This is a genomic window from Trinickia sp. LjRoot230 (assembly GCF_964253315.1).
GTDB lineage: Bacteria > Pseudomonadota > Gammaproteobacteria > Burkholderiales > Burkholderiaceae > Trinickia.
This window is the reverse complement of record NZ_CAXUQX020000001.1, coordinates 1,936,437-1,959,505: the sequence shown is the minus strand read 5'-3', so window position 1 is coordinate 1,959,505 and position 23,069 is coordinate 1,936,437. Positions and strand designations below refer to the sequence as shown.

General features: G+C 59.4%; 12 protein-coding genes, 1 tRNA gene and 4 pseudogenes. All 17 read right to left on the bottom strand.

What is annotated here, in order from left to right; translation table 11 throughout:
* Positions 1–5: 5 nt before the first annotated feature.
* A pseudogene (locus ACSQ20_RS09120) lies at positions 6–1,232 on the bottom strand (NAD(P)/FAD-dependent oxidoreductase); the annotation flags it as partial.
* A gap of 5 nt (positions 1,233–1,237) precedes the next feature.
* Positions 1,238–2,125: a dihydrodipicolinate synthase family protein gene (locus tag ACSQ20_RS09115; protein ID WP_436019129.1), complete on the bottom strand. Its 888-nt coding sequence runs from the start codon at positions 2,123–2,125 to the stop codon at positions 1,238–1,240.
* A 74-nt stretch (positions 2,126–2,199) separates the two neighbouring features.
* A pseudogene (gene glyA, locus ACSQ20_RS09110) lies at positions 2,200–3,495 on the bottom strand (serine hydroxymethyltransferase).
* Between the two features lie 150 nt (positions 3,496–3,645).
* Entirely contained in the window at positions 3,646–4,527 is an 882-nt protein-coding gene (locus tag ACSQ20_RS09105) for a glycine betaine ABC transporter substrate-binding protein (protein ID WP_436019127.1), read from the bottom strand.
* A gap of 101 nt (positions 4,528–4,628) precedes the next feature.
* Positions 4,629–5,516 (bottom strand): ABC transporter permease, encoded by an 888-nt coding sequence (locus ACSQ20_RS09100; RefSeq protein ID WP_436019125.1) that lies wholly within the window; start codon positions 5,514–5,516, stop codon positions 4,629–4,631.
* Positions 5,513–6,802, bottom strand: coding sequence for a quaternary amine ABC transporter ATP-binding protein (locus tag ACSQ20_RS09095; protein WP_436023000.1), 1,290 nt, complete (start codon positions 6,800–6,802; stop codon positions 5,513–5,515). Before ACSQ20_RS09095 ends, ACSQ20_RS09100 begins: the two co-directional genes overlap by 4 nt.
* A gap of 312 nt (positions 6,803–7,114) precedes the next feature.
* Positions 7,115–7,363, bottom strand: a pseudogene (locus tag ACSQ20_RS09090) (integrase core domain-containing protein); the annotation flags it as partial.
* Between the two features lie 31 nt (positions 7,364–7,394).
* A complete protein-coding gene (locus ACSQ20_RS09085) occupies positions 7,395–7,988 on the bottom strand; it encodes a plasmid pRiA4b ORF-3 family protein (RefSeq protein ID WP_436019123.1) in 594 nt (197 codons plus the stop codon).
* A gap of 2 nt (positions 7,989–7,990) precedes the next feature.
* Positions 7,991–9,532: an IS66 family transposase gene (tnpC, locus tag ACSQ20_RS09080; protein ID WP_436022998.1), complete on the bottom strand. Its 1,542-nt coding sequence runs from the start codon at positions 9,530–9,532 to the stop codon at positions 7,991–7,993.
* A 41-nt stretch (positions 9,533–9,573) separates the two neighbouring features.
* Entirely contained in the window at positions 9,574–9,921 is a 348-nt protein-coding gene (gene tnpB / locus ACSQ20_RS09075) for an IS66 family insertion sequence element accessory protein TnpB (RefSeq protein WP_436019121.1), read from the bottom strand.
* Positions 9,918–10,331 carry an IS66-like element accessory protein TnpA gene (gene tnpA, locus ACSQ20_RS09070; RefSeq protein ID WP_436019119.1) on the bottom strand — a complete coding sequence of 138 codons (414 nt, stop codon included), beginning with the start codon at positions 10,329–10,331 and terminating at the stop codon, positions 9,918–9,920. The genes tnpB and tnpA overlap by 4 nt, the downstream gene beginning before the upstream one ends.
* Positions 10,332–10,419: 88 nt before the next feature.
* A pseudogene (locus ACSQ20_RS09065) lies at positions 10,420–11,297 on the bottom strand (IS3 family transposase); the annotation flags it as partial.
* 702 nt (positions 11,298–11,999) lie between these two features.
* Positions 12,000–12,075: transfer RNA gene (locus ACSQ20_RS09060), tRNA-Val, on the bottom strand.
* A gap of 84 nt (positions 12,076–12,159) precedes the next feature.
* The gene (locus tag ACSQ20_RS09055; RefSeq protein ID WP_436019117.1) at positions 12,160–12,432 is read right to left on the bottom strand and encodes an HU family DNA-binding protein; all 273 of its coding nucleotides are present in this window, start codon (positions 12,430–12,432) and stop codon (positions 12,160–12,162) included.
* Positions 12,433–12,615: 183 nt separating this feature from the next.
* On the bottom strand, positions 12,616–15,447 hold the full coding sequence (locus ACSQ20_RS09050; protein WP_436019115.1) for an RHS repeat-associated core domain-containing protein: 2,832 nt from the start codon (positions 15,445–15,447) through the stop codon (positions 12,616–12,618).
* A gap of 190 nt (positions 15,448–15,637) precedes the next feature.
* On the bottom strand, positions 15,638–18,412 hold the full coding sequence (locus ACSQ20_RS09045) for an RHS repeat-associated core domain-containing protein (protein WP_436019113.1): 2,775 nt from the start codon (positions 18,410–18,412) through the stop codon (positions 15,638–15,640).
* A gap of 159 nt (positions 18,413–18,571) precedes the next feature.
* Positions 18,572–23,044, bottom strand: a complete 4,473-nt coding sequence (locus tag ACSQ20_RS09040) for a SpvB/TcaC N-terminal domain-containing protein (protein WP_436019111.1) — start codon at positions 23,042–23,044, stop codon at positions 18,572–18,574.
* Positions 23,045–23,069: the final 25 nt, after the last annotated feature.

Below are 23,069 nucleotides of genomic sequence, written 5' to 3'. Positions count from 1 at the left end.
CGCGCGCCATACGAGATGCGCTTGCCGCCTTCGAGGAACTTGCGGATCTCGGGGTGCGTTTTATAGCGCTGGAATTCCTCGAACGGCGAGAGGTACGGATTGGTGTAGCCAAGCCCGACGACGAAGCCCACCATCACCTGATTGTTGTCGATGTGATAAAGGAACGAGCCGCCGCCCCAGGTATATTCGAGTTCCAATTTTTCGAGCATCGGAAAGCGCCGGTCGAACGAGCGCTGGTGCAGGCTCTTAGCCTTCGCCAGATCGCATTCAGTGACTTCAAGGCTTGGCCTGAACGCAAAATGATTGCGCACGCAAATGCGATGGCTCGCCAGGCGCCGAACGGTGGTGCCCATCGGATCCGCCGGAATGAGCGCCCATGAATGCGAGCCGCTGAGGCTGGCGATCTCGCTGGGTGTCATCACGCGCGTCATCGATGCAAACGTGTAGACGGGCAGCAAGCCGTTCTGATGCCCGCCGAACTTTGCCGCATAGGCGTTAGTACACAGAATGACGCGCTTGGCTGTGATCGTTCCGCGAGCGAAGGTCAGCGTTTTCACATCGCGGCGATCATTGATTTCCTTTACCGCACTCATTTCGAAGACCTTCACGTTCGCAGGTAGCGTCGCTGCAAGGCCCCGCATCAACGCAGCCGGTTGAACCGTGGTGCATCCGGGGGTGAAAAGCGCACTCTTTTAGAAACCGGTACCCGTGACCCTGCCGATTGCAGCCTCATCGAGCCATTCGCACGGCTCGCCTATGCGACCCAAACCATCAGCAAAGTGGACAAGCGCGTTCCGCCCTTTTTTGTTGACTGCTGCATGAAATTTGCCGTCGTCGCGCCAATCGCAATCGATGTTGTGCTGACGCACGATCGAACGAACATAGTCAATGCCATGCCGCTGGAGCCGCACGTCTGCCTTGTCGGCTTCCACACTGCGCGAATAGCTTTCGCTGCTAATGGCGTGTGGCAAGTCGACGAAGAAACCGGAATTACGTCCAGCAGTCGTGCGTCCTATTCGGTCAGCTTCCGCCAATGCGATCGAAGCATCGGGCGCGAGTTCGGCCAGGCGGCGCGCAGCGCACAACCCTGTAATGCCTCCGCCGATGACGACCCAATCGTATCGTTGGTCGGACACGACAATCTCGGGCGGCGCCGCTGGCGGCAGACTTTCCCACCATCCGTTCACGCCGTCCGGAGAGGGAAATCGCGCAAATTCCAGTTTCGAGGTCATGCGAGTTATCGAGCACTACGCAGCATCGGTTTGATGAGCTTCGCAAACGCACCGCGCTCATCGTCGGAGAGCCCACCAAGGGGCGCACGTGCCACACCGACCGGCAAACCTGCCAGTTCACAGCCATAGCGAACGTATTGAATAAATTTGCCGCTGCGCTCGAGCAGCTCAAGGACGGGCAGAAGTTGTGCCATTAGTTTGCGGCCCAACGTGAAGTCGCTGTTGTTCACGCATGCATCGAATAGCGCCGTGTGCGCTTCCGGCAAGAAGTTGGAGGCGCCGCCGACCCAGCTCTTTGCGCCCCATGCGAAGAATTCGAGGGCCTGGTCGTCCATGCCGCAACTGAGCGTCAGCCGGTCCCTGAAGTGCGTGGCCAGGTGATGCAGGTGCGCGATGTCGCCGGTACTTTCCTTCATGGCTTGGAAATTCGGACGCTCGAGCAGCTTTTCGAGCACGCCGTCGCTGATTTCCGTTCCTGTCCTGGCCGGAAAGTTATAGAGCATGATGGGCATGTCGAGCGCGTCATCTACCTTCAACAGATGAACGAGCAGTTCTTCCTGCGTCGGCTGCGCGTAGTACGGGGCGGCGACCAGCAACGCCTGCACTCCGGCGCGCTTTGCTTGCTGGCCGAGGAGTACGACTTCGCGCGTCGTCGTCGCATTGATGCCCGCGGTCAAATACGTCTTGCCGCCGGCTGCCTCGGCAACCGTATTGAACGTCGCCACGCGCTCGTCGAAACTCAGCGCATAGTACTCACCCGTCGTTCCGCCAACGCCAAGGCCCGAGACACGGCCGGCCAGATTGGCGGCGTGCTTGCCGAGCAAGTCATGATCGATCTCGCCATCCGCCTTGAACGGCGTCACGAGAGGCGTATGTACACCCTCGAAGCTCATTTCATTTTCTCCCGTCAGTAATCTTCAAATCGACAATCGAAACACCGGAGCCGACGGTCATACGCGACCGCTCGTCATACGACGTCCACCGCGTGCGAGTAAATCGGGAACTGCGCGCAGAGATCTCTCACTCGAGCGCGCACCGCACGCTCGACCTGGTCGTCGCCGCCTGGCTCTTGCTCCAGCGCTGACAAGACCTCAAGAATCATTTCGCCTATCTGCTCGAATTGAGCCGTGCCGAAGCCGCGCGTCGTGCCGGCTGGCGTGCCGAGCCGGATGCCGGACGTGACCGTCGGGCTTTGCGTATCGAACGGAATGCCGTTCTTGTTGCACGTAATGCCGGCGCGTTCCAGCGCCTTCTCCGCCTGCGTTCCCGTGAGCCCCTTCGGGCGCAAATCAACCAACTGCAAATGGTTATCTGTACCGCCGGTCACGAGGCTGAGCCCGCCCGCCTTGAGCACTTTGCCGAGCGCCTGGGCATTGAGCAGCACCTGATCGATATAGGCCGTGAACTCCGGGCGCAGCGCTTCGCCGAACGCCACTGCTTTGCCGGTAATGACGTGCATCAGCGGGCCGCCCTGCAATCCAGGGAACACCGATGAATTGATTTTTTTGGCGATCTCGCCGTTGTTCGTGACGATGAAGCCCCCGCGCGGCCCACGAAGCGTCTTGTGCGTCGTCGAGGTCACCACGTCCGCGAAGCGAACCGGATTCTCGTGCCGTCCGGCGGCGACGATACCCGCGATGTGGGCCATGTCGACCATCAACAGCGCACCGACGCTGTCCGCGATGTCGCGCAACGCTGCGAAATCTAGCGCGCGCGGATACGCCGAATAGCCGGCGATGATCAGCTTCGGGCGCTGCGCTTGCGCAAGCGCGCGAAGGTTGTCGTAATCGATGCGGTATGTTTCCGGACTCACGCCGTACTGCACCGCGTTGAACTATTTGCCGGACAGCGCCGGGCGCGCGCCATGCGTAAGATGGCCTCCAGCGTCGAGCGACATGCCCATGACTGTGTCGCCCGGTTTGACCAGCGCAAGCATGACCGCGCCGTTTGCCTGTGCGCCCGAATGCGGTTGTACGTTTGCGTACTCGGCTTCAAAGAGCGCCTTGACCCGATCGATGGCCAATGCCTCGATTCGGTCGGCGTGTTCGCAGCCGCCGTAGTAGCGCTTGCCCGGATAACCCTCGGCATACTTGTTCGTCAGCACCGTCCCTTGCGCCTCCATCACGGCAGCCGAGACGATGTTCTCTGAGGCGATCAACTCGATCTGCGTTTGCTGGCGGCGCAACTCAAGCGCGATCTCAGACGCGATGACTGGGTCACGGCTTTGTAGCGTTTCAGAAAAAAAGCGCGCGTGTTCGTTCACTGCTAACTCCCGAAAATAATCGCAAGACGCAGTCCTTACGAGACTGCAATCATCGTTGGGAAGGCGGGCGCTCTCTCGCCCGCCGCAATACAGGTCGAAGCCGTCCGTGAATGTATGCAACGTACGCATTCACCGGCGTCGACCTTCGGCTTACTGCTGCAACCAGGCCTTCAGCTTTTCAGGATGCGCATTGACAAACTTCTTCGCCGCCGCTGCGTAGTCGTTCGAGGTGTTGCCGTCGAACTCGATCGCTTCGACATCGGCGAGCGTCAGCTTGAAGTGTTTGAAGAACACATTGACGCGCGGGAATTTGGTCGCGAACTGCTTCGATGCAAAGGCATGGATATGCTCTTCTCCGCCGAGCGTGCCCTTCGGATCCTTCAGGTAGCGCATCTTCCACTTCTGGAAGAGCCAATGTGGGCTCCATACCGTTGCGACGACCCATTGGTTGGACTGATAGGCGCGCGACACCGCGGCGAGCATGCCGGCTTCGCTCGACGCTTGCAGGTTGTATCCGGCCAGGTTGTAAGCTTTAACCGTCTTTTCCGATGCCTGCATCAAACCACCACCTGGCTCAATACCCTGAATGGTCGCGTTGAGCTTGCTCTTGACCTCGGGCTTGTTCAGATCGGTGATCGACGACAGCTCGGACTCCGGCACATAGGCAGGGACAGCCCAGCCGTTCTTGCCGCCGGTGTAGATAACGCCAACATCGTCCATGTCGTTCTTGTATCGGGCGTAGTAAGTCGCATGCGTGACGGGCAGCCAGCCCCCGACCATGATGTCCAGATCCCCGCGTGCAACACCTTGATACTGGATACCGATATCGGCCTGCACGAATTGAACGGGCTGGTTGAGATTGTTCTCGAGCACATACTTGGCGACGTTTGCCACAGCCAGCACGTCAGCCCAGTTAGTTACCGCTACCTTCACGGGTTCGGCAGCCATCGCGGGCGCGACGCCGATCCTCACAGCAACGACCGTCGATATCGCCAGCTTCGCGAGAAGTGACTTTAATAAACCGCTTTTCATTTAGTACCCCTTAGCTATCAAAGAGATGATCACCATTCGACGGATGTCGCCGACTCTCCGGCCACCGCTGCAGCAGCCGGCCCAACCACGGCCTTTGCCTGTCAGTTGCTTGCCGCGCCGCTTGCCTGCGGCTTCACCGTCCGGGTGACGGATTTCGTTTTCTTTTTTGCCTTCACACCGAAGCTTTCGGTGAGCCGGTCAAGCACGATGGCGAGCAGTACGACACCCAAACCGCCCTCGAATCCGATACCGATATCCAGGCGTTGAATGCCGCTGAGAACATACTCGCCAAGACCGCCGGCACCGATCATCGACGCAATCACGACCATCGATAGCGCCATCATGATGGTTTGATTCACACCCGCCATAATCGACGGCAGCGCGTTCGGCAACTGAATCTTCCACAGCAGTTGCGAGTCAGTGCTTCCGAATGAGCGACCGGCTTCCAGCAATTCTTCGCGAACCTGCCGAATGCCTAGCGTCGTCAGACGCACCACCGGCGGCATCGCAAAGACCACGGTCGCGATCACCGCGGGCACGCGCCCCAGGCCAAATAAGATGACGGCCGGAATCAGATAGACAAATGCCGGCATCGTCTGCATGAAATCGAGCAGCGAGCGCAGAATCATTTCGATCCGTTTGTTTCGAGCCCCCCAGATGCCGAGCGGCACGCCGATGACGAGACTGAAAAACGTGGCAGCAATAACGAGTGCAAGTGTGGACACAGTCTGCGTCCACAACCCCATGTAATGAATGGCTTGCAGCGCGAGGCCGACGAACACAGCGAATACGATGCCACGGCGCCACAATGCCAGCGCGACAAAAATCACGAGCATGACGATGAACGGAATCGCCCCAAGGCCTGCCTCCAACAGCTTGACTACTGCGCCCAGTGCGGCGGAAAACGCATCAAAGCCGCCCCGGAAATGATGGAAGAGAAAATTGACGGCGTTCTCTGCGAACGAGCCGATCGCTGACGAATTATTCATCCCGCCCTCCGTTCCATAACCTGCTTCAATATCGTGCGGCACGACACCACGCCCGCGAGCTTCCCGAGCGCATCGACGACCGGTACGTCGTGTCGCTGGGCCAGGGCGATCGCCGCAAGATCGTGCAGGTCCGCATCCAGCGCAACCGCTTTCAAGTCCGGGATGAATGCTTCTCGGATGGGGCGCGCGCCGGCCTTGTGCAGCGATGCAGGTGTTACGCCGCCTTGGAAGCGTCCCGAGTCGTCGCAGACGTAACCGCACTCGACGCCACTGTCGATGAGTTGATTGAGGTAACGATCGGCGGGCGCCCCCACGTCGCACGCGATCACCCCTCGCTCGACACCGGCCAACAGGCTGGAAGCTTTGAGGAAGCGCGAGACGTCGACATGGCGGAAAAAGTCCCGCACGTAGTCGTCGGCCGGCGATTGGATCAATTCCGCCGGCGTGCCGACTTGAATCAGGCAGCCGTCTTTCATGATGCCGATCCGGCCGCCGATCTTGATCGCTTCCTCGATGTCGTGTGAGATGAAAACGATGGTGCGCTGCTCTTTCTTTTGGAGCCGCAGCAGTTCACTCTGCATCTCGTGCCGAATCAGTGGATCTAAAGCGGAGAATGCCTCGTCCATCAGAAGCACAGAAGGATTCACCGCGAGCGCACGCGCAAGACCGACGCGCTGCTGCATACCGCCCGACAGCTCATCGGGCAAGAGTTTTTCGTACGAACCGAGGCCAACGCGTGTCAGTGCGGTACGAGCGATCTCGTAGCGCTCCGCCTTTTTCATACCCGCGACTTCCAGCCCGTAGGAAATATTGTCGAGTACCGTACGATTCGGCAGCAGTGCAAAAGACTGGAACACCATTGCCATCTTCTTGCGGCGCACGTCGCGCAACTCCACCGTGGACATCGGCGCAATATCGCGGCCTTCGAGAATGACCTGACCGGAGGTCGGCTCGATCAGGCGGTTGAGCAGACGAACCAGCGTCGATTTACCGGAACCCGACAACCCCATGATGACGAAAATCTCGCCCGCTTTGACGCTGAGGCTGACGTCGTTGACAGCAACCATATTGCCCGTGCGCTTGAAGATTTCATCGCGCCCCAGACCCTGCTTGATCAAATCGGACGCGCGCTCCGGTTTCGGACCGAAAATTTTCGATAGGCGGTGGACCGTCAGAATATCGGAACCGGGCACTGCAACCGAGGTCGCAACCGGCGAGACGGCTTTCGCATTGATCGCGCCGGACTCGACGACGTCCTGCGGTGCGAATGTCAGATTCGGGGGTATGCTTTCTTCCCAACTGGCAAGTTCAAGAAATCAAGGGCCGCGATTAGGTAGCCTTCGGTCGAAGCAACCATCCTATTCGGGGGTATGCTTTCTTCCCAACTGGCAAGTTCAAGAAATCAAGGGCCGCGATTAGGTAGCCTTCGGTCGAAGCAACCATCCTTGGTCTCGTCTGTTTTTGTAATCCACCGGGCACTCGTGTTCGTGTATTTAGCGCTGCCCGTATCGAGCAGCGAATATTCCGACGCGCCTGATTGCATCAGTTGTCGCTGGTGGCCAATCGCTAATGGATAGCTGCCTGACCTGCCCGGTTTTTTAAGACCATTCCGTTCTAGCAATAACGGCGTTGGTTGAACTGCTTTCTAGCCGCTGGCGGTACGCCAGCGGCGTCTCGTAGTTTAGGCTCGAATGGGGTCTGACTTCGTTGTAGTGCCGGCGCCAGTCGTCAATCACAATTTTCGCTTCGATTCGGTTGCGAAACCACTCCATGGCCAGACACTCGTCGCGGAATTTTCCGTTAAAGCTTTCGTTCGTTCCGTTCTGCCATGGCTTGCCTGGATCGATCGTAAGCGACATTTGGCGGCCGTCTTGACGATCAGAATTTGATCTCGAAGAGGCGTTCGTTGGCGGTGTGAAGGTCGAAGGCTGCTGGATCGAAGCCACCGCCACACCAGTCGAGCAACTGCTGGTGTTCCTCATGAGCGGGGTCGATGATCGCATCGAGGAACTCGATGTAGCCGGGTCCACCGCCAACATCTTCCGGCGGACAGGCATTGCGGCCATCCAAGCAGATAGGCGAGCGCAACTCCGGATCAGTCGGCAGGACCTTCTCGATCTTCACACGATGTTGCCAGTTGTCACCATAATCGTAGAGGTAAGTGAACGACTTGCGCGTACCCAGCGCACGGTCCAAGGTCACTCGCGCCTCGTTAAGCATCGGCGGGTCACTCGGGAAGTCCAGATCGGGTACACCGTAGTTGGTGTCGCCGAACATGAATTCGTGCAGGTGGCCACCCTCCCAGCCCATTGCCAGCAGCAACACAACGTGCAGCTTCGGTAGTCTGATCGAGGCGGGAACCAGCACCCGTCTCCAGACTGCCGGCTTCAGATACTTCAGCTCAATGTGCAACTGATAGACCGGTGCCGGTGAATTGACCGCGCGTACCGCGGGTTTGCGAGTTGATGCCATCGTCACGCAGCCTGCTGGAGCGGCTGCTGCGCCGGCATCAAACGCCACGGCAGCAACTGATCGATTCGGTTGATGGGATGATCGGCAATGCGCTCGAACACTGTGCGCAGGTAAGCATACGGTTCGACACCATTCAGGCGTGCCGTGCCGATTAGGCTGTAGATGACCGCCGCACTTTGTCCACCACCGTCAGAACCGGCAAACAGGTAATTGCGCCGGCCGATCACGAGCGGCCGGATCGCGCGTTCCGCCGTGTTGTTGTCGATCTCGATGCGCCCGTCTTCGCAGTAGCGCACCAGCGCAGGCCAGTTCCCCAGCGCATACCGGATGGCACGCCCCAGGCTCGACTTCGCCGAGACCTGCGCGAGCGTGTGCTCCAACCAGTCCTTCAGCGCACGGGCAAGCGGTAGCGCCCGTGCCATACGCACCGACTGCCGCAACGCCGGCTTTCGGCCGCGAATCTCGCGCTCGATGGCATACAGAGCCGCGATGCGGCCAAGTGCCTCCTGTGCCACCGGCGAACGCTCCAGCTCGTACAGGTCGTAGAACTTGCGCCGCACATGCGCCCAGCACGCGGCCTCGATGATCATGCCATCGCGATACAGCGCATCGTAGCCGCTGTACGCATCCGCCTGCAGGATGCCCGACCAGCCCTGCAGATGCGTACGGGGTCGCTCGCCCTTCCGGTCGGGCGAGTATCGGTACCAGACGGCCGGCGGCGCCCGGCTGCCCGCCGGCCGATCATCGCGCACATACGTCCACAACCGTGCCGTGCGGGTCTTGCCACGCCCGGGCTCGAGTACCGGAACGGGGGTATCGTCCGTATGGATTTTTTGCGCCTCGCGCACATACCGGCCAACGGCATCGGCCAGCGGCTGCAGTAGCTTGGCGCACTCGCGAACCCATGAGGCCAGCGTAGCCCGCTCGAGGTCAATGCCGGCGCGGCGATAGATTCCTGCCTGCCGGTACAACGGCGTATGGTCAGCATACTTGGCGACCACCACCTGTGCCAGCAGACCCGCACCGGCCATGCCGCGTGCGATCGGGCGCGACGGCGCCGCTTCCTGGACCACCTTTGCACAGCGGCGGCAGCTTAGCCGGGGACGCACGTGGCGAATCACCCGGAAGTACCCTGGCACGTAATCCAGCATCTCGGAGGCGTCTTCCCCCAGCTTGCGCAACCGCCCGCCGCATTCGGGACAGTCGCAATGCTGCGGCTTGTGCTCGATGGTCTCGCGCGGCAGATGCGCAGGAAATGCGCGTGCGCGGCGGCGCAATGGAACCACCGGTGCTGTCGTGCTCACCCGTTCATCCTGCTCGGGTTCAGGAGGCGGCGCAGACACCTCATCGGGCTGCGGCAGCGGCCAGTCACTGAGCGCGAGCTGCAGTTGTCCCGTCAGTTCCACCATGCGTTCCGACGACCGACCATACTGCCAACGCTTCAGGCGCGAGATCTCGGCCAGCAGGCGTGCGATAGTTTCTTCGCGCACGGCAAGCATGCGCTTAAGGGTGTCGATGTCGTCGGGGAACCGGCTGGCTGGCATGCCCGGAATTTTATCAAGCACACGCAGACGCGGGAGCAAATTTACGCGGCGCATGTGGGCCTCCACGTTCGTTGCGGGCGTCGCCAGTCGATGCCTTCGAGCAGCATCGACAATTGTGCTGCCGACAGGTGGAGGCATCCCGCGTCAGCTTGCGGCCAGATGAAACGACCGTGCTCCAGCCGCTTGACGTACAGGTTCATTCCATCGCCACTCCACCACAGCAGCTTGAGCAGATCACCCCGGCGACCACGGAACGCAAACACGTGGCCCGAGAACGGGTCTTGCTCGAGCGCCACCTGGGCCAGTGCCGCCAGACCATCCATGCCACGGCGCATGTCGGTGACGCCTGCGGCTAGCCAGATGCGGGTGCCGGTCGGCAGCGCGATCATGCCGACCTCAGACAATGCAGCACCAGTCGCAACTGAGCCGGATCGACCTTCCCGTTCACCCACACGCGTGCGCCATTGAGTCCGATCTCAATACTTGAGGGTGCTGCTTCCTGTGCGCGTAATGGCAATTGCGCCGTTGGCAACGGCAGCGACGAAACCGCCGTCGACTCATCCGGCGATATCGCCACCGGAACAAACACCGCCGCCTTGCTCGCCGTCTTACTGTCCAGCAGACCGGCACGATACTGCCTGCGCCACTTGAACACCATGTTCGGATTCAGGCCGCGCGACTGTGCGAGCTTCGCCACCGAGATGCCTGACTCGCACGCTGCTATCGCAACCTCACGCCGGAATTCAGGTGTGTAATTCGGCCGCCCTTTGCGGCTCTTTGCACTGTCGATCTCTGTCATCAAAGTGGTCCCCACTACTCGAAGTGATGGGCATCACTTTGGACTCACGCGGCTACGCTGTCGATGCGGCCTCGAAATAACGCTTACGATCGATCAGCGCCGACTCAATTTTCTCCGACACGATCCACTTGAGCAACGCAGAACTCACGAACTCGGGACCATTGTCGCTTCTCATGTATCGCGGTGCACCGTGAACACTGATCAGCCGGCTCAACACCTCAATGACGCGTCCAGACCGGATCGAGCCGGAAACGTCGATTGCCAGACATTCACGCGTGTATTCGTCTACGACCGTCAGACACTTCAGCTGCTGTCCATTGGCACACGCGTCAAAGACAAAATCGTAGCTCCACACGGCATTGCGCATCTCCGGTACAAGTGGCCGCGGGCGCGAGCCGGCAACACGACGCCGGCGCCGCTTGCGAGGCACCTGCAGCCCTGCCTGCGCCCACAACCGGCTGCAGCGTTCCTTGCCTACGACTATGCCTTCGCGAGCGAGCATGATGCGGATCCTGCGCGAGCCGAAACGCGGATAGTCTCCTGAGAGCCTCCGCATCGTCTCAACTACTGGAGCGTTCTTGCCCGGCATCCTGCTCATGTAGCCGAGATTGGCGCGGCTGACCTGGATCAGCGCACACGCACGCCGCTGGCTCAACCCGCGCGAAATCGCATAGCGGGCCTGCTCGCGGCGCACCTGTGCGCTCACCACTTTTTTCCCGAAATCTCCTTCATGACCTCAATCTCGAGATCCCGCTCAGCGACCAGCTTCTTCAGCCGATTGTTCTCCAGCTCCAGGGCCTTCAGACGCCTCACGTCGTCGCTGACCATCTCTCCGAAACGCTTGCGCCACGCGTAGATTGACGCGTCACTCACGCCGTGGCGCTTCGCCACCTCGGCAATCGGCGCACTGTCTGCCTCCCGCAAAATCCGAACAATCTGCTCATCGCTGAATCGACTCTTCTTCATGACGCGCTCCACGTGGATGCGCCATTATCCTAGTTCAAGCTGGTCTCAGATTCCCGGGGCAGGTCATGCCGTCTATTGCATTGATTCAAGCGTACCAAGCCAATTGAATGTGTCCCGATACATTTCCTTCGCCTTTTTCCCTACCTGCGGTTATGCACCGAATACACGAAGCGTCGTTGAAAACTAGGCGGAATCGTCTCTTCTGGGCGGAACCTTTTAGTGGCGCGGGATTCGGGACGGCAGGGAGTGTGCTGCGGCAGTGGCGCCAGGCCTTTGCTTCATACGTTGAAACGACGTGGACATAGGGAATTTACCGACGACGACGACGCAGCACCGAACCTGGCCCGATCGATTTCAAGCGATGGTGGACCTATCGGAGTGTGCTCGGGGAACTAGACGTACGCGCGCTAACCGTGGCGCTCGCCGCAAATGCGCTTGACGCAGCAGAAGCCGAGACCATCAAACAGCGCAAATTCGAAAGGTGTCCGGCGCCAATCGCGCGCGCTTGAGGGAGATCGAAGACACCCTCGCCAAACGGAAAATGCAACGATCAATGTGCGAGTTCTAATCGCCGACTGCGGTCCCCTTGGGCTGTCCAAGTCCAACGGCAACAAAAAACCCGCAGAGCCTATGGCTATGCGGGTTTTGGGATACTGCTGCAGAACACTATGGAACTGCCTGGAAGCGATTCGCGAAACGGAATGGTGGGTGCTGAGAGGCTCGAACTCCCGACCTACGCCTTGTAAGGGCGCCGCTCTACCAACTGAGCTAAGCACCCGTTCGCGCTACGGTGCGACATCATGTCAAATCACGCTAGCCGGCAGCGATACAGTGCTTCAGCGCATGCCAGTCAACGAGCCCGCTAGTTTAGCGCATCTTTTAGCGCTTTGCCAGGCTTGAATTTCGGAACCTTCGCCGCCTTGATCTTGATCGCCGCTCCGGTGCGCGGGTTGCGCCCCGTACGTGCGGTACGCTTACCCACCGCAAATGTGCCGAAGCCAACCAACGTCACCGAGCCACCCTTTTTCAACGTGCTCTTGACGCCGGCAATGACCGCGTCGAGCGCGCGTCCCGCAGCCGCTTTCGATAAGTCGGCTTGTTCTGCGATGTGGTCGATCAGTTCCGTCTTGTTCATCCAAACCCCCGAGAATGATTGTTGAGTAACCGATAAGCGCCCCCGAGGCGCAGTCGATTGAAGCACAGCGAGCGCGCTGAACCCCCGCTCATTAAATGTAGCCGAAAGACGAGTGTCAACCAGGGTTGCCCCGACGATCTGTCGCATTCGATAACGATTCGCTGTATGGCATCCAGCGCCCGATCATCGGTTCTTGCGAGCGACGATCGATATACCGGTATCTTGGTAACCCGCGAACCATGCGGACTCCGCTCGCATGTTTCGCTGCATTTCATCGAAATTTTCAGCGGTCTTGCCTGTTGCGGGGTCCATATAACTACCGTCGGCGCGATGCATGACCCAATGCAGGCCTATCGGCACTTTAGCAATCGTTACTGCCAGCGCTTTGAGTTCCGCCTCGCCGTGACGCAGTTCCGGCGCGTCCGGTTTGACGACGGTACCGGGAGGGAGCTCTTTCTTGACATTGGGGTATAACCAATTGAGCGCCGATGAGAGCGGTCCAGGCTGCTCGTGAATTTCCATTTCAAGTCCGAGCAATCGCCCTGCGAACAAAAGATGTTGCGGCAGTGAGTATCCGGCTTCTTGTATGCTGCGGCTTTGCCGACGCTGCGTCGTCATCCCGCTCGTGATCGTGAAGAGATCTTGCTCGCTCTCGTGGTTAAGCTCGAGATTACCGCCTCCAAGTTCGCTCAATGAACCTTGGTAAGCCGGTATTTTCTCGATACCGAGTTCCTTCGCGACGCATAGCAGACTCGCCGCCCCACACGAATTCTGAAAGATCTGCTTGCGTTCGGCGCGCGTGGCGGCGGACGGGTCAAGCGGCCTATCGTTAATTTGGGCACCGGGTAACGGCGAAACATCTCCGTGATTCGACGTGCTTTCGAGCATGTTGGGTAAACCATCGGCTGATTTAGTTGCCTCGGCGCTGTCGTTTTCGACGGTGTCGGAAACCACCTTTTTGGACCCAGACACATCGGCAACGAGCCCATCGTTGTCGGCCAGCGTCACAGGGTTGTTTCGTACCATGCGGTAAAGGTTCAATCCATCGACAGTGCCGGCCGGATCTGTGTTCAACCATCGTCCAGCCCAGGGCTGATAGTATCGATAACCGTAGTAATACAACCCCGTCGCGTCGCGCTCCTTGCCTGAGTACCGCACGAACTTGGTATCCGCCTCGACTTGACCGCGCGCTGTCCATACCGCCGTGCCGCCATACGGGTAGTATTCCTCTCGGCTGATCAATTCGGCATTGGCATCGAGTTCCACCGTGATCGAGTTGATTGGATCGCTCGTTCCATAGCGCATCACGTTGCCCGTCACGCTCGCCGGTTGCCCTACCTCCCAATGTAGGCAACGCGCGTGGATGCTTCCCGCCTCGCAACTGATCTCTTGCAGCTTCTCGCTCACGGTCATGGCCTTGCCATCGCCGCTTGAGGTCACCCGCAGCGTCAAGCCTGGTAGATAAATTACCTCGACCGTTCGCATCACGCCTTTGGCCTGGGTCGTCATGCGTTTGCGCACCCGCATGCCGTCGCAGTCGTATTGATATGTTTCCCGGTCATCATCCGGCCCGTTGCGCTTGATCAGCGTCACCTTCTGCAGCCGGTTGCGGCTATCCCACGCAAGCGGCTGCACACTACCGGGCACCAGCATCCGCTGGTTGCCCCGCGCGTCGAACCATGTGCCGTTGTCGATGTCCCCAGGACCCAACTGCAACGATGCAGCTTGCAATACCGCGTGGTTACTCCGGTCGGATACGACAATCGCCTGCGTGTAGCTGGACGTCCCTTGGTGCTGAATCGTTGCGAGGTTGCAACCCGTATCGTAGGTGTACGTGCGCGTGTAGTTCGCATAGACCGAATCGTCGCTCGGCAGCGGCATCGTCGGCGTGGGCAAGGTCGCCGTCTGCGCGCCTCGGTTAGCCGTCTCGCGGCCGGTCGCGCTGATCAACTGATACAGTGCGTCATAGCCATAAATGCGCGCCGGCTCGATCTTCTGGTTGCGCCAGTAAGAGTTCACCTGCGCCGCGTCACTCACTCGCACAACATTGCCCACCGGGTCATACGTATAGCTCAGATCTTGCACGACGGTGGCGCGATTGGCCTGCGCCGCACGCGTCACCTTGAGGCCGATCAGCCGTTGCGTTTGTGGCTCGTAGGTATGGCTGCTGATAGCGCCATTGCCCGCCGTTTCACTGAGTACTCGACCTGCCGCACTGTAATCGATCGCCGAAAGCACTGGCTTCGCTACCCCACCCGCCGCCAGCGCCAAACTGCTGTTCGCGAGCCGCCCCGCAACGTCGAAACCTCGCTGCTCGACATTGTTCTTTGCATCGGTCTGCGTTACCCACATCCCCATCGCGTCGTGTACCCAGGTGCTCAGATACGCCGTCCCGTCCAGTTCGCTGACCCAGGCACTCTCGTCGTCCTGGCCGAACCAGTCAGGATCGGCCTCCGCATCGCCCAGCAACCAACAGGTCTCGTCGAGGGGCTGGCCCGTCAAGCGAAATCCGCCCCAACTTCGCTTGCCTGCGGTGTCATAGCGGCGCACGCACTGGCCTCTGAGGTTGTGCGCCTGGGCGTCCACTTGTTGCTCACCATAGATCCACACATCGCGCGTCGCGCTTGCCGTCTCCACTGTCTCGGCGATCGTCCACGGCCGTCCAAGCTTGTCGTATGTCCGCGTCGTACCCGTGCCGCGCGCATCCAGCGCCCACACCGGACGGCCATCTATATCGCACAGCGTCCATTGCATGCCCGCGTCGACGCTGTCAGTCCGAATCACGCGACCCGATAGCGACGAGATATAGGCGAAGTTCGGTGAGCCCGAGGCACACAAACGCGCATCGATACGGGATGCGACATGGTCCAGCGAATCATACGTCGTACATTCGATCAGCTCATCGACCGCGTTTTCGGCCGATCGCCGGTTGTACCGCAGCATGCGCACCGCTGTGCCACGGTTGCTCAGCACCGTTATCGTTGGAGTACCGAAAGCGGGATTCGACGAAGTCATATTCACATCCTATTCATCGGTTCGACCTCGTGAAGCGTGTTAATCGTCGCAGCCGAGGCGTCGCAGCAGCTGCTCCGATTGCGGACCGATGGCCCGATGTTAAACACCAGATACCAGTCGATCGCTCGTTCATGTGCCTTTGCCGCCTTTCGTCACGCAATCACGCCGCTCCGATCGTTTCGCCGCACTCTCAGAGCGGATTACCGCGATGCGCATGGAATTGACTATCATATTTTTTGACAAGTGCATGTGCATTCTCATTAACCTGGACGCCGTCGTTATCTCGGTAGCTGGCTGAAATACTATTTAAATCCGCACCTCTACGTTGCAGCGCCTTTAAAAATATCGCGAGATTTCCGGGCTTCGGTCGATAATGACCGCTCTCCGCTTCGACACCGATGATTTTCCAATAAGGATCCATAGAGATCATGCCGGCGGCTCGAACTTGCGCCCCTCCCATTAACGAAGAGTGGTGTCGATAAAATCTATCTTTATGCATTATGTAGATGTTATTGTCCTTATCCATGACAAACATAGCCTCTCGCACCTGCCCACTCCTATGGATCGCTGCTCTTTGATCACGCGGAAAATTCCAGGGAGCTCTCACGGTATTTCCGGCGAACGAATCTACTTTATGCTGATTTCGATCCGTGGAAGTCTGTAAGTAACGAACCCCAGCAAGATGCGGCCTGTTTCTGGGCGTTGCGGCGAGCGCCCGCTCCAACCAATCGAAAAAATTGTGCTCGGTGTCGTACCCTTCCCATTGTTTGCGATAGCCCTCCAGTGCTTTTCCGTATCTATGCTGCGGATCAAGCCGCTCCAGATGGTACGCGGGATCGAGAGGCAGTCCTCCTTTAAAACTGCCGGCGGTTAGTCGCATAGCAACACTTCGTACACGCCCCCAGTTCTGTTTAGCTCGCTCGCGTTGCTCGTGCGTCAGCGGAGGCTGCACTCCAGGCTCTTGATCCGGCGTTAATCCATTACTATCGAGCAGCGTCACAGGGTTGTTCCGGACCATCCGATAGAGATTCAGCCCATCGACAGTACCGGCCGGGTCTGAGTTCAGCCATCGTCCGATCCACGGCTGGTAGTAGCGGTAACCGTAGTAGTACAGTCCCGTCGCGTCGCGTTCCTTGCCCGAATAGCGCACGAACTTCGTATCCGCTTCAATCTGGCTGCGCGCCGCCCACACTGCCGTGCCGCCGTACGGGTAGTATTCCTCGTGGCTGATCAGCGCCGCATGGTCATCCAGTTCCAAACCGATCGAGTTGATCGGATCGCTCGCTCCATAGCGCATCATGTCGCCCGTTGCGCTCGCCGGTTGTCCTACCTCCCAATGCAGGCAACGCGCGTGGATGCTTCCCGCCTCGCTGTTGACTTCCTGCAGGCTTTCGACCACCGTCATGGTCTTACCATCGCCGCTTGAGGTCACCCGCAGCGTCAAGCCTGGTAGATAAATTACCTCGACCGTTCGCGTCACGCCTCTGGCCTGGGTCGTCATGCGCTTGCGCACCCGCATGTTGTCGCTGTCGTATTGATACGCCTCGCGGTCGTCGTTGTTAAGGCCATCCCGCTTGACTAACGTCACGCGTTGCAGCCGATTGCGCCCGCTCCATCCAAGCGGCTGAGTATGATCCGGCGACAAGAACTGGGCATTGCCCGCGGCGTCGAACCAGCCATTGCCGTCGATGTCGGCCGGCTTCAAGGTGCACGCCGCGTTCTGCGACATCGCATGGTTGCTTGCGTCCGAGACCACAATGGCCTGTGTGTAATTGGCCGCGCCCTGGTGCTGGATTTGCGTGAGGTTGCCCCCCCGATCGTAGGTGTAGGTGCGACTGTAGTTCACATACACTGAATCGTCGGCAGGCAGCGGTATCGTCGCCGGCGGCAACGCCTGGGACTGCTGAACGCGGTTGGCCATCTCCCGCCCCGTCGCGTTGATCAACTGGTACAGCGCGTCATAACCATACGTGTGCGCCGCTTGGATCTTCTGGTTGCGCCAGTATGAAGTCGCCTGCGCGGCATCGCTTATCTGCACGACGTTGCCCACCGGGTCATACGTGTAGCTCAGATCCTGCACGGTCGTGGCGCGGCTCGCTTGGGCTGGACGCGTCACGGTCAAACGAATCAGCCGCTGCGTCTGCGGCTCGTAGGCATGAGTGCTGAGAGCGCCGTTGCCCGCCGTTTCACTCAGCACCTGGCCCGCCGCGCTGTAGTCGATCGCCGAAAGCACCGGCTTCGCCGTGCCGCCGGCCAGCATCAAGCTGCTGCTCGCAAGGCGACCCGCCACATCGAAATAGCGCCGCTGCACATTGCACTTTGCGTCAGTCTGCGTCGTCCATGTACCCGTCGCATCGTGCGTCCACGCACTCGTGTATGCGCTCGTATCCAGCGCGCCAGCATTCGCCGACGCATCCCCGCCTTTCCAGTCGGGCTCGGCTTCGGCATCGATCAATAACTGGCGCGTTTCATCAAGCGGCTGCCCCGTCAATCGAAACCCGGTCCAACTCAGTTTGCCGGCGCCATCGTAGCGATAGACACACTGTCCGCGCAGGTTGTGTGCCTGCGCATCGGGCTGGTTCTCGCCGTAGACCCATACCTCGCGCGTCGCAAGTGGTTGATCTTTGAGCGCCTCTTGAAGCGACAGCGGCCGGCCCAGTTCATCGTATGTTCGCGTCGTACCCGTGCGGCGCGCATCCAGCGCCCACACCGGACGGCCATCTATATCGCATAGCGTCCACTGCGTGCCCGCGTCGACGCTGTCAGTCCGAATCACGCGACCCGATAGCGACGAGATATAGGCAAAGTTCGGTGAGCCCGAGGCGAACAGACGGGCATCGACACGGGATGTGACGCGGTCCAGCGAATCATACGTCGTCCATTCGATGAGCTCATCGAGCGCGTCTTCGGCCGATCGCCGGTTGTACCGCAGCATGCGCACCGCTGTGCTGCGATTGCTCAGCACCGTTATCGTTGGAGTACCGAAAGCAAGGTTCGCTGACATATCTATGATCCGCCTGAAGGGAACGGCACGCTTGAGCCGATGATTACGACGGTCTCGGTGAATCACATCCCATTCGTTCGTTGGTTTGCGCCGCAATCCGCTCCGGCCGCCTCGGTCCAGTCAGTCCTTGACTGACACGCTCGGTGTCGGAGCGGGCGCAGTCGGGTCATAAGTGTCACTCTCATCCTCGGCCACGGTAAACCACGGGAAATAGCTGTTGCGCCGCAGGTAGCCCTTCGCCGTCAGGACCTCGATTTCTCGTCCCACTGCATCATAAAAATGCGTATCCGCATACCCGCAACTGCGCATCGCCTTATCGTCGACATATCGCCAGTCGTCGATGTAATACGGCTGATAGCTGCGCACCGGTTTCCCTTTATTGTCGTACTCGACCTTGCCGGACACCGCCCAGCGGGTCGTCGCATTCGCCGTAACGGGATTGCCTCGCGGATCGACGACGATTTCTCCATGCGGATCGCGCTCCCAGGCAAGTCCCCCGGGCGTCTTCATCACATGTTGCAACGTACGGCCCAAACCATCGAAGTAGGCCACGCTCACACGAACCTGCTGTGCGGTGTCGGAGGGATAACGATCGGCAACCAGTGTCGCCGCCTGGACCGGCAAACGGTCCGCATCCGCAGCTTGCATCAGTGGCCGAGCCTTATCGACATCCGGCAACGAACCCGAGCCGGCTGCCCATGCACGCCCCGCCGCCAAAATCCAGCCATCGGATGTAATAAATCCATGGTCCTGCAGCGCGCTCCACAGCCCCGGCACATCGCTTGTGATGTCACTCAGCGATGTTTGCTCGAGTTGTCCGATCCAACTGAAAGGGTCTTCGATCTGAATGCTCGCGACTTGCTGCTTCGCCGTATCCGCATCCTGGATCGCTTGAGCAACGCTCAGCCCACTCGGCGAAAAGTTTGCCACCGGAACGAAGCCAACGGCCTTAGCCTCCTCGGTTCCGTAAAAGCTCGTGGCCATCACTCGCCCGAGTGCATCCAGCAGAACCTCATGACTGTTCGCATTCGCATCGATGATGCGGGTTGGATGTAAGAACCGATAGTCGTACTCTGCGGTGGTCTGATTGCCCAGGGCGTCGGTGGTATTCGTCAGCGCGCAAATGTATTCGTCGTAGCCATATGTCGTCGGCCCCACCAGATGACTCATCGTTTGACTGCTTGGCCGATAGAAACCGGACGCCGCTTGATAAACGATATATCCGCGAGCCGCTATCCAGACCTGAGCTTCCTTGTCTTCACTCGGCGACAAGACGCGGTCGGCCAGTGCATATCCTGCTTGCTTTAGCAGCGCATCGCGCGATTGACTATCGAGAGCGTCGTCGAACGCCTTAAGAGCGTCGTCATCGAACTCGGCGATCTCTGTATGGTCGACGAGGGCGGTGAACTGCACGGGGCTCGTCGCGTAGACGATCAACTGCTGCCCAGCGTAGGTACGCGATTTACTGGCATCGAGCAAGCCGCCGGTTTGCACCAGCGTTTCAAAACTGAGCCCTCCAGCGGAAATCTCGTTGCCGTCATAGGCGAGGACATCGCCGCGTTGCTGGAAAGGCAAGTGCAGGCGCCACGCTTGAGCGCTGTCCAGATGAATAGGCTGACTGCGTCGTTCGGTCAGAATCAGCTTGTTTTGCTGATCGTCGTAACTGCTGGTCCAGCTCGAGTCGGGCAACGAGGCAGGATAAGGATTATTCTGCGGCTTGGCGCGCCGCGGATAGCTAGCGCCAACCTGCCAAGTGACCGAGCCATACTGATCCCGTCGTAGCTGAACCTCCTGGTTAACCATCGGGTCGACAGCAATCCGTTCGTAATCGTAGCTGACTTTTTCGAGCAGTCCTGGTAGCACGACCGGACTTGCATCGTCGGCCGCTGGCTGGACGAGGCGGACCTGATGGCGCCACGTCGACGCTGTGTATGGGATAGCCTCGTTGTCGCTACCGTCAAGACCGTAGGTTTCCTGCCGCAGCGGGACACCCTTGAGAGCACGAAACATCCAAAAGCGGGTGGCCACGTCGACGGAGTCTAAATCGACGTCATCGTTGCTGTCCGAATCATATTGCGTCAGTCGAGTCGGTTTGACCGCGATTGCGTTGTCGTCTTTATATGGCGAACCGAACAATGTCCTTTCGTCGGTTTCCCTCCCCGAGTGGTACCACGTCTTGGTAACGAACGGCGGAGCGATCGGGACGTCTGACTTGACCGTCGCGGCCACTTGCTGCGCATCTTGACCAATAACATACGTGAAGCCGCGAAACTCGCGCTCGATGCCGTCGAAAACGCCGCGATGGAAGCTGTACTGTGAGGTCACAGAATTCCCCGTGATCTCGTCGATCGTCGCAACTTGTGCAACTGTATGTATTGGCATCGGCAACGCCGACATCAACGTGGGGTCAGCAGCCTTGTCGTCCAGCCAGTATTGAACCGAGCTGCGATAGCCGAGGGTCGTGCCCGCGCCCATGTTGTTGTTGATGGATGTCAGCAGGTACGGCTTTACGTGGGCGAAATCGAAGCGCCAATGCCGCGGATTCATATGGCGGTGAGAGATCACCAGACTTGCAACGCCGAGGCCCTGAAGGTCTGCAAAACTGACCTGACACAATCGATCGAATGTGAGCCCGGTGGGCAACGGAAGCGCAACCGGCGCGGCGAAACCGTTGCCAGACTGGTTCATGTACAGCATCAGTTGGTTCTGCTCAATATAAATCAAGTCGGCAGCGCCGCTGCCATCCACATCTGCCAGAAATATTCGGTCGGGGTTGAATGTATCGCGATCGAGGTTGAGTGACGCAATGCGGATGGCTTTGCCGAAGTTCCCGCGGCCGAGATTCGGCCAGCAGGTGACCCCATCGCATCGAATTCTGACGAGGTGCGGCTGCCCGGACCCCAACACGTCGCTGAAGGCAACCACCTCGCGCTTGTCGCGTCCGGCAATCGGCAGGCCCATCTCGCTGTCGTCTACATCGTGAGCGACGTCGGTTCCAGGCGAGAAGCCGTCGCGCTGATTGGCGTAGAGCCGCACGCTCTTTGGGCCGATCAACGCGAGGTCGGACAGCCCGGAACCGACAAGATCCGCTAATTGCGCTCGGGGATGAAGAAATTCTAGCGGCAGCGCGCTAAAGGGCGTAAAGCCAGACCACTGATTGCCCTCCTTCAGCGAAAAGCAACCCGCCATTCCTGGCTGCGTCACGAGCCAATCGAGGCGGCCATCGCCGTCGACGTCCATAAGAGCGATACGCGTTGGTTGCATGGACGGCACCGCGGGCAGCACTTGCCATGCGTCGTAGGCGATTTCGTCGGTGTCGGGTTTGCCTCGTACAGGCTGCCGATACCGCCAGCCATCGCCGTGACGAAACAGCACGCCGGGGACACCGTCGCCATACAGATCGACCATCTGGTAATGCACGCCGTCATTCAGTTCGGCGATACCTTCGAACACCTCATAATCGCTTGCAACTTTCGTTGCGTCGAAGGTGTTGTAGCTCAGTTCAAGCGGCGGCAGGCTTTGCATAGTGCCGTCCGCTGCGTACGCGACCGTGCGCGCGAGTGCAAGCTCGCTGATGACGGGCGATTCACGATACGTCAGTAGCAAGCGTCTCACCAAGGTATCGTCTGCCTTGAGCTCGGTCGGAAAGTGATGAAACATGAGCACCTGCCGACACAGTCGATGAGTGCGCACTTCGAACCCGTACTCGTACCGGGAGAAACTATCGGCACGAAGCGGCCACTTGTTGTTGGCCGGCACAGCATAAGAGGGAGGTTTGTCGATGTCGACGCCACGCTCGCCGTAGTCCAGTACCGCGCTGAATAGCCAGCCCTCGCCGCTTGCGTCCGACTTGCCCCAGAGGTACAGGTCCGCGGAGGCGGTTACGTTGCCGTAATAAACCTCCGCCAGATATCGATTGGACGTATGGTCGCGGTTGTTCTCATTGTCCGCGACAACGTTATCCGCGTTCTCGGCGACATAGCGATAATAGATATGCTCGCCTTCCGGGTTGACGGATTCCTCGATGCGCCACTGTGCGATTCGTTCAGGATTCGCGGAATCCGCCACGCGCGCCGCGGGCGTTTTGCCGAGGCAGTGAAGTTGTCCGTCCGCTCCGTGAACGAGCCAGAAATCGTCCGTTGCGGCCACGCCCCGCCAACGCTCGATGCGATTGAACGCGCCTTCCACTCGCGGGAAGTAGCGTGTGACGGTGTAGCTACCTCCCAGATCCGTGTCGCCGTACTTTTCGGTTGTCGAGTTGATCGTCTGTCCATTCGCATCGCGCTCGGTCACCAGCACTTCGCCATCCGGGCCTACGAACTCGTCTTCCGCGCCCCCGTCGTAGCGGGGTACGCCGCGATTCGTACGGCGTTGAATGGTCAACACGGCCAAACGCCATCCGATGCCGAACTCGCCGTTTCCCACGCCGCTGCTATAGCTGAGTGTTAACGCCGGCGCGTAGCCTCGGCCGGCCGAAATGGGCAACGGCAACGATAGCTGGGCCATCCCGGTGGGGCCGACCGGGCTCAGGCTCTCGCCTAGTCCAACGATGGCGCCGCCAGTCTTGGGCAACGCGAGACCCTTGATCGACATGGAGGTGTCGCGCTGCGTGGTTGAG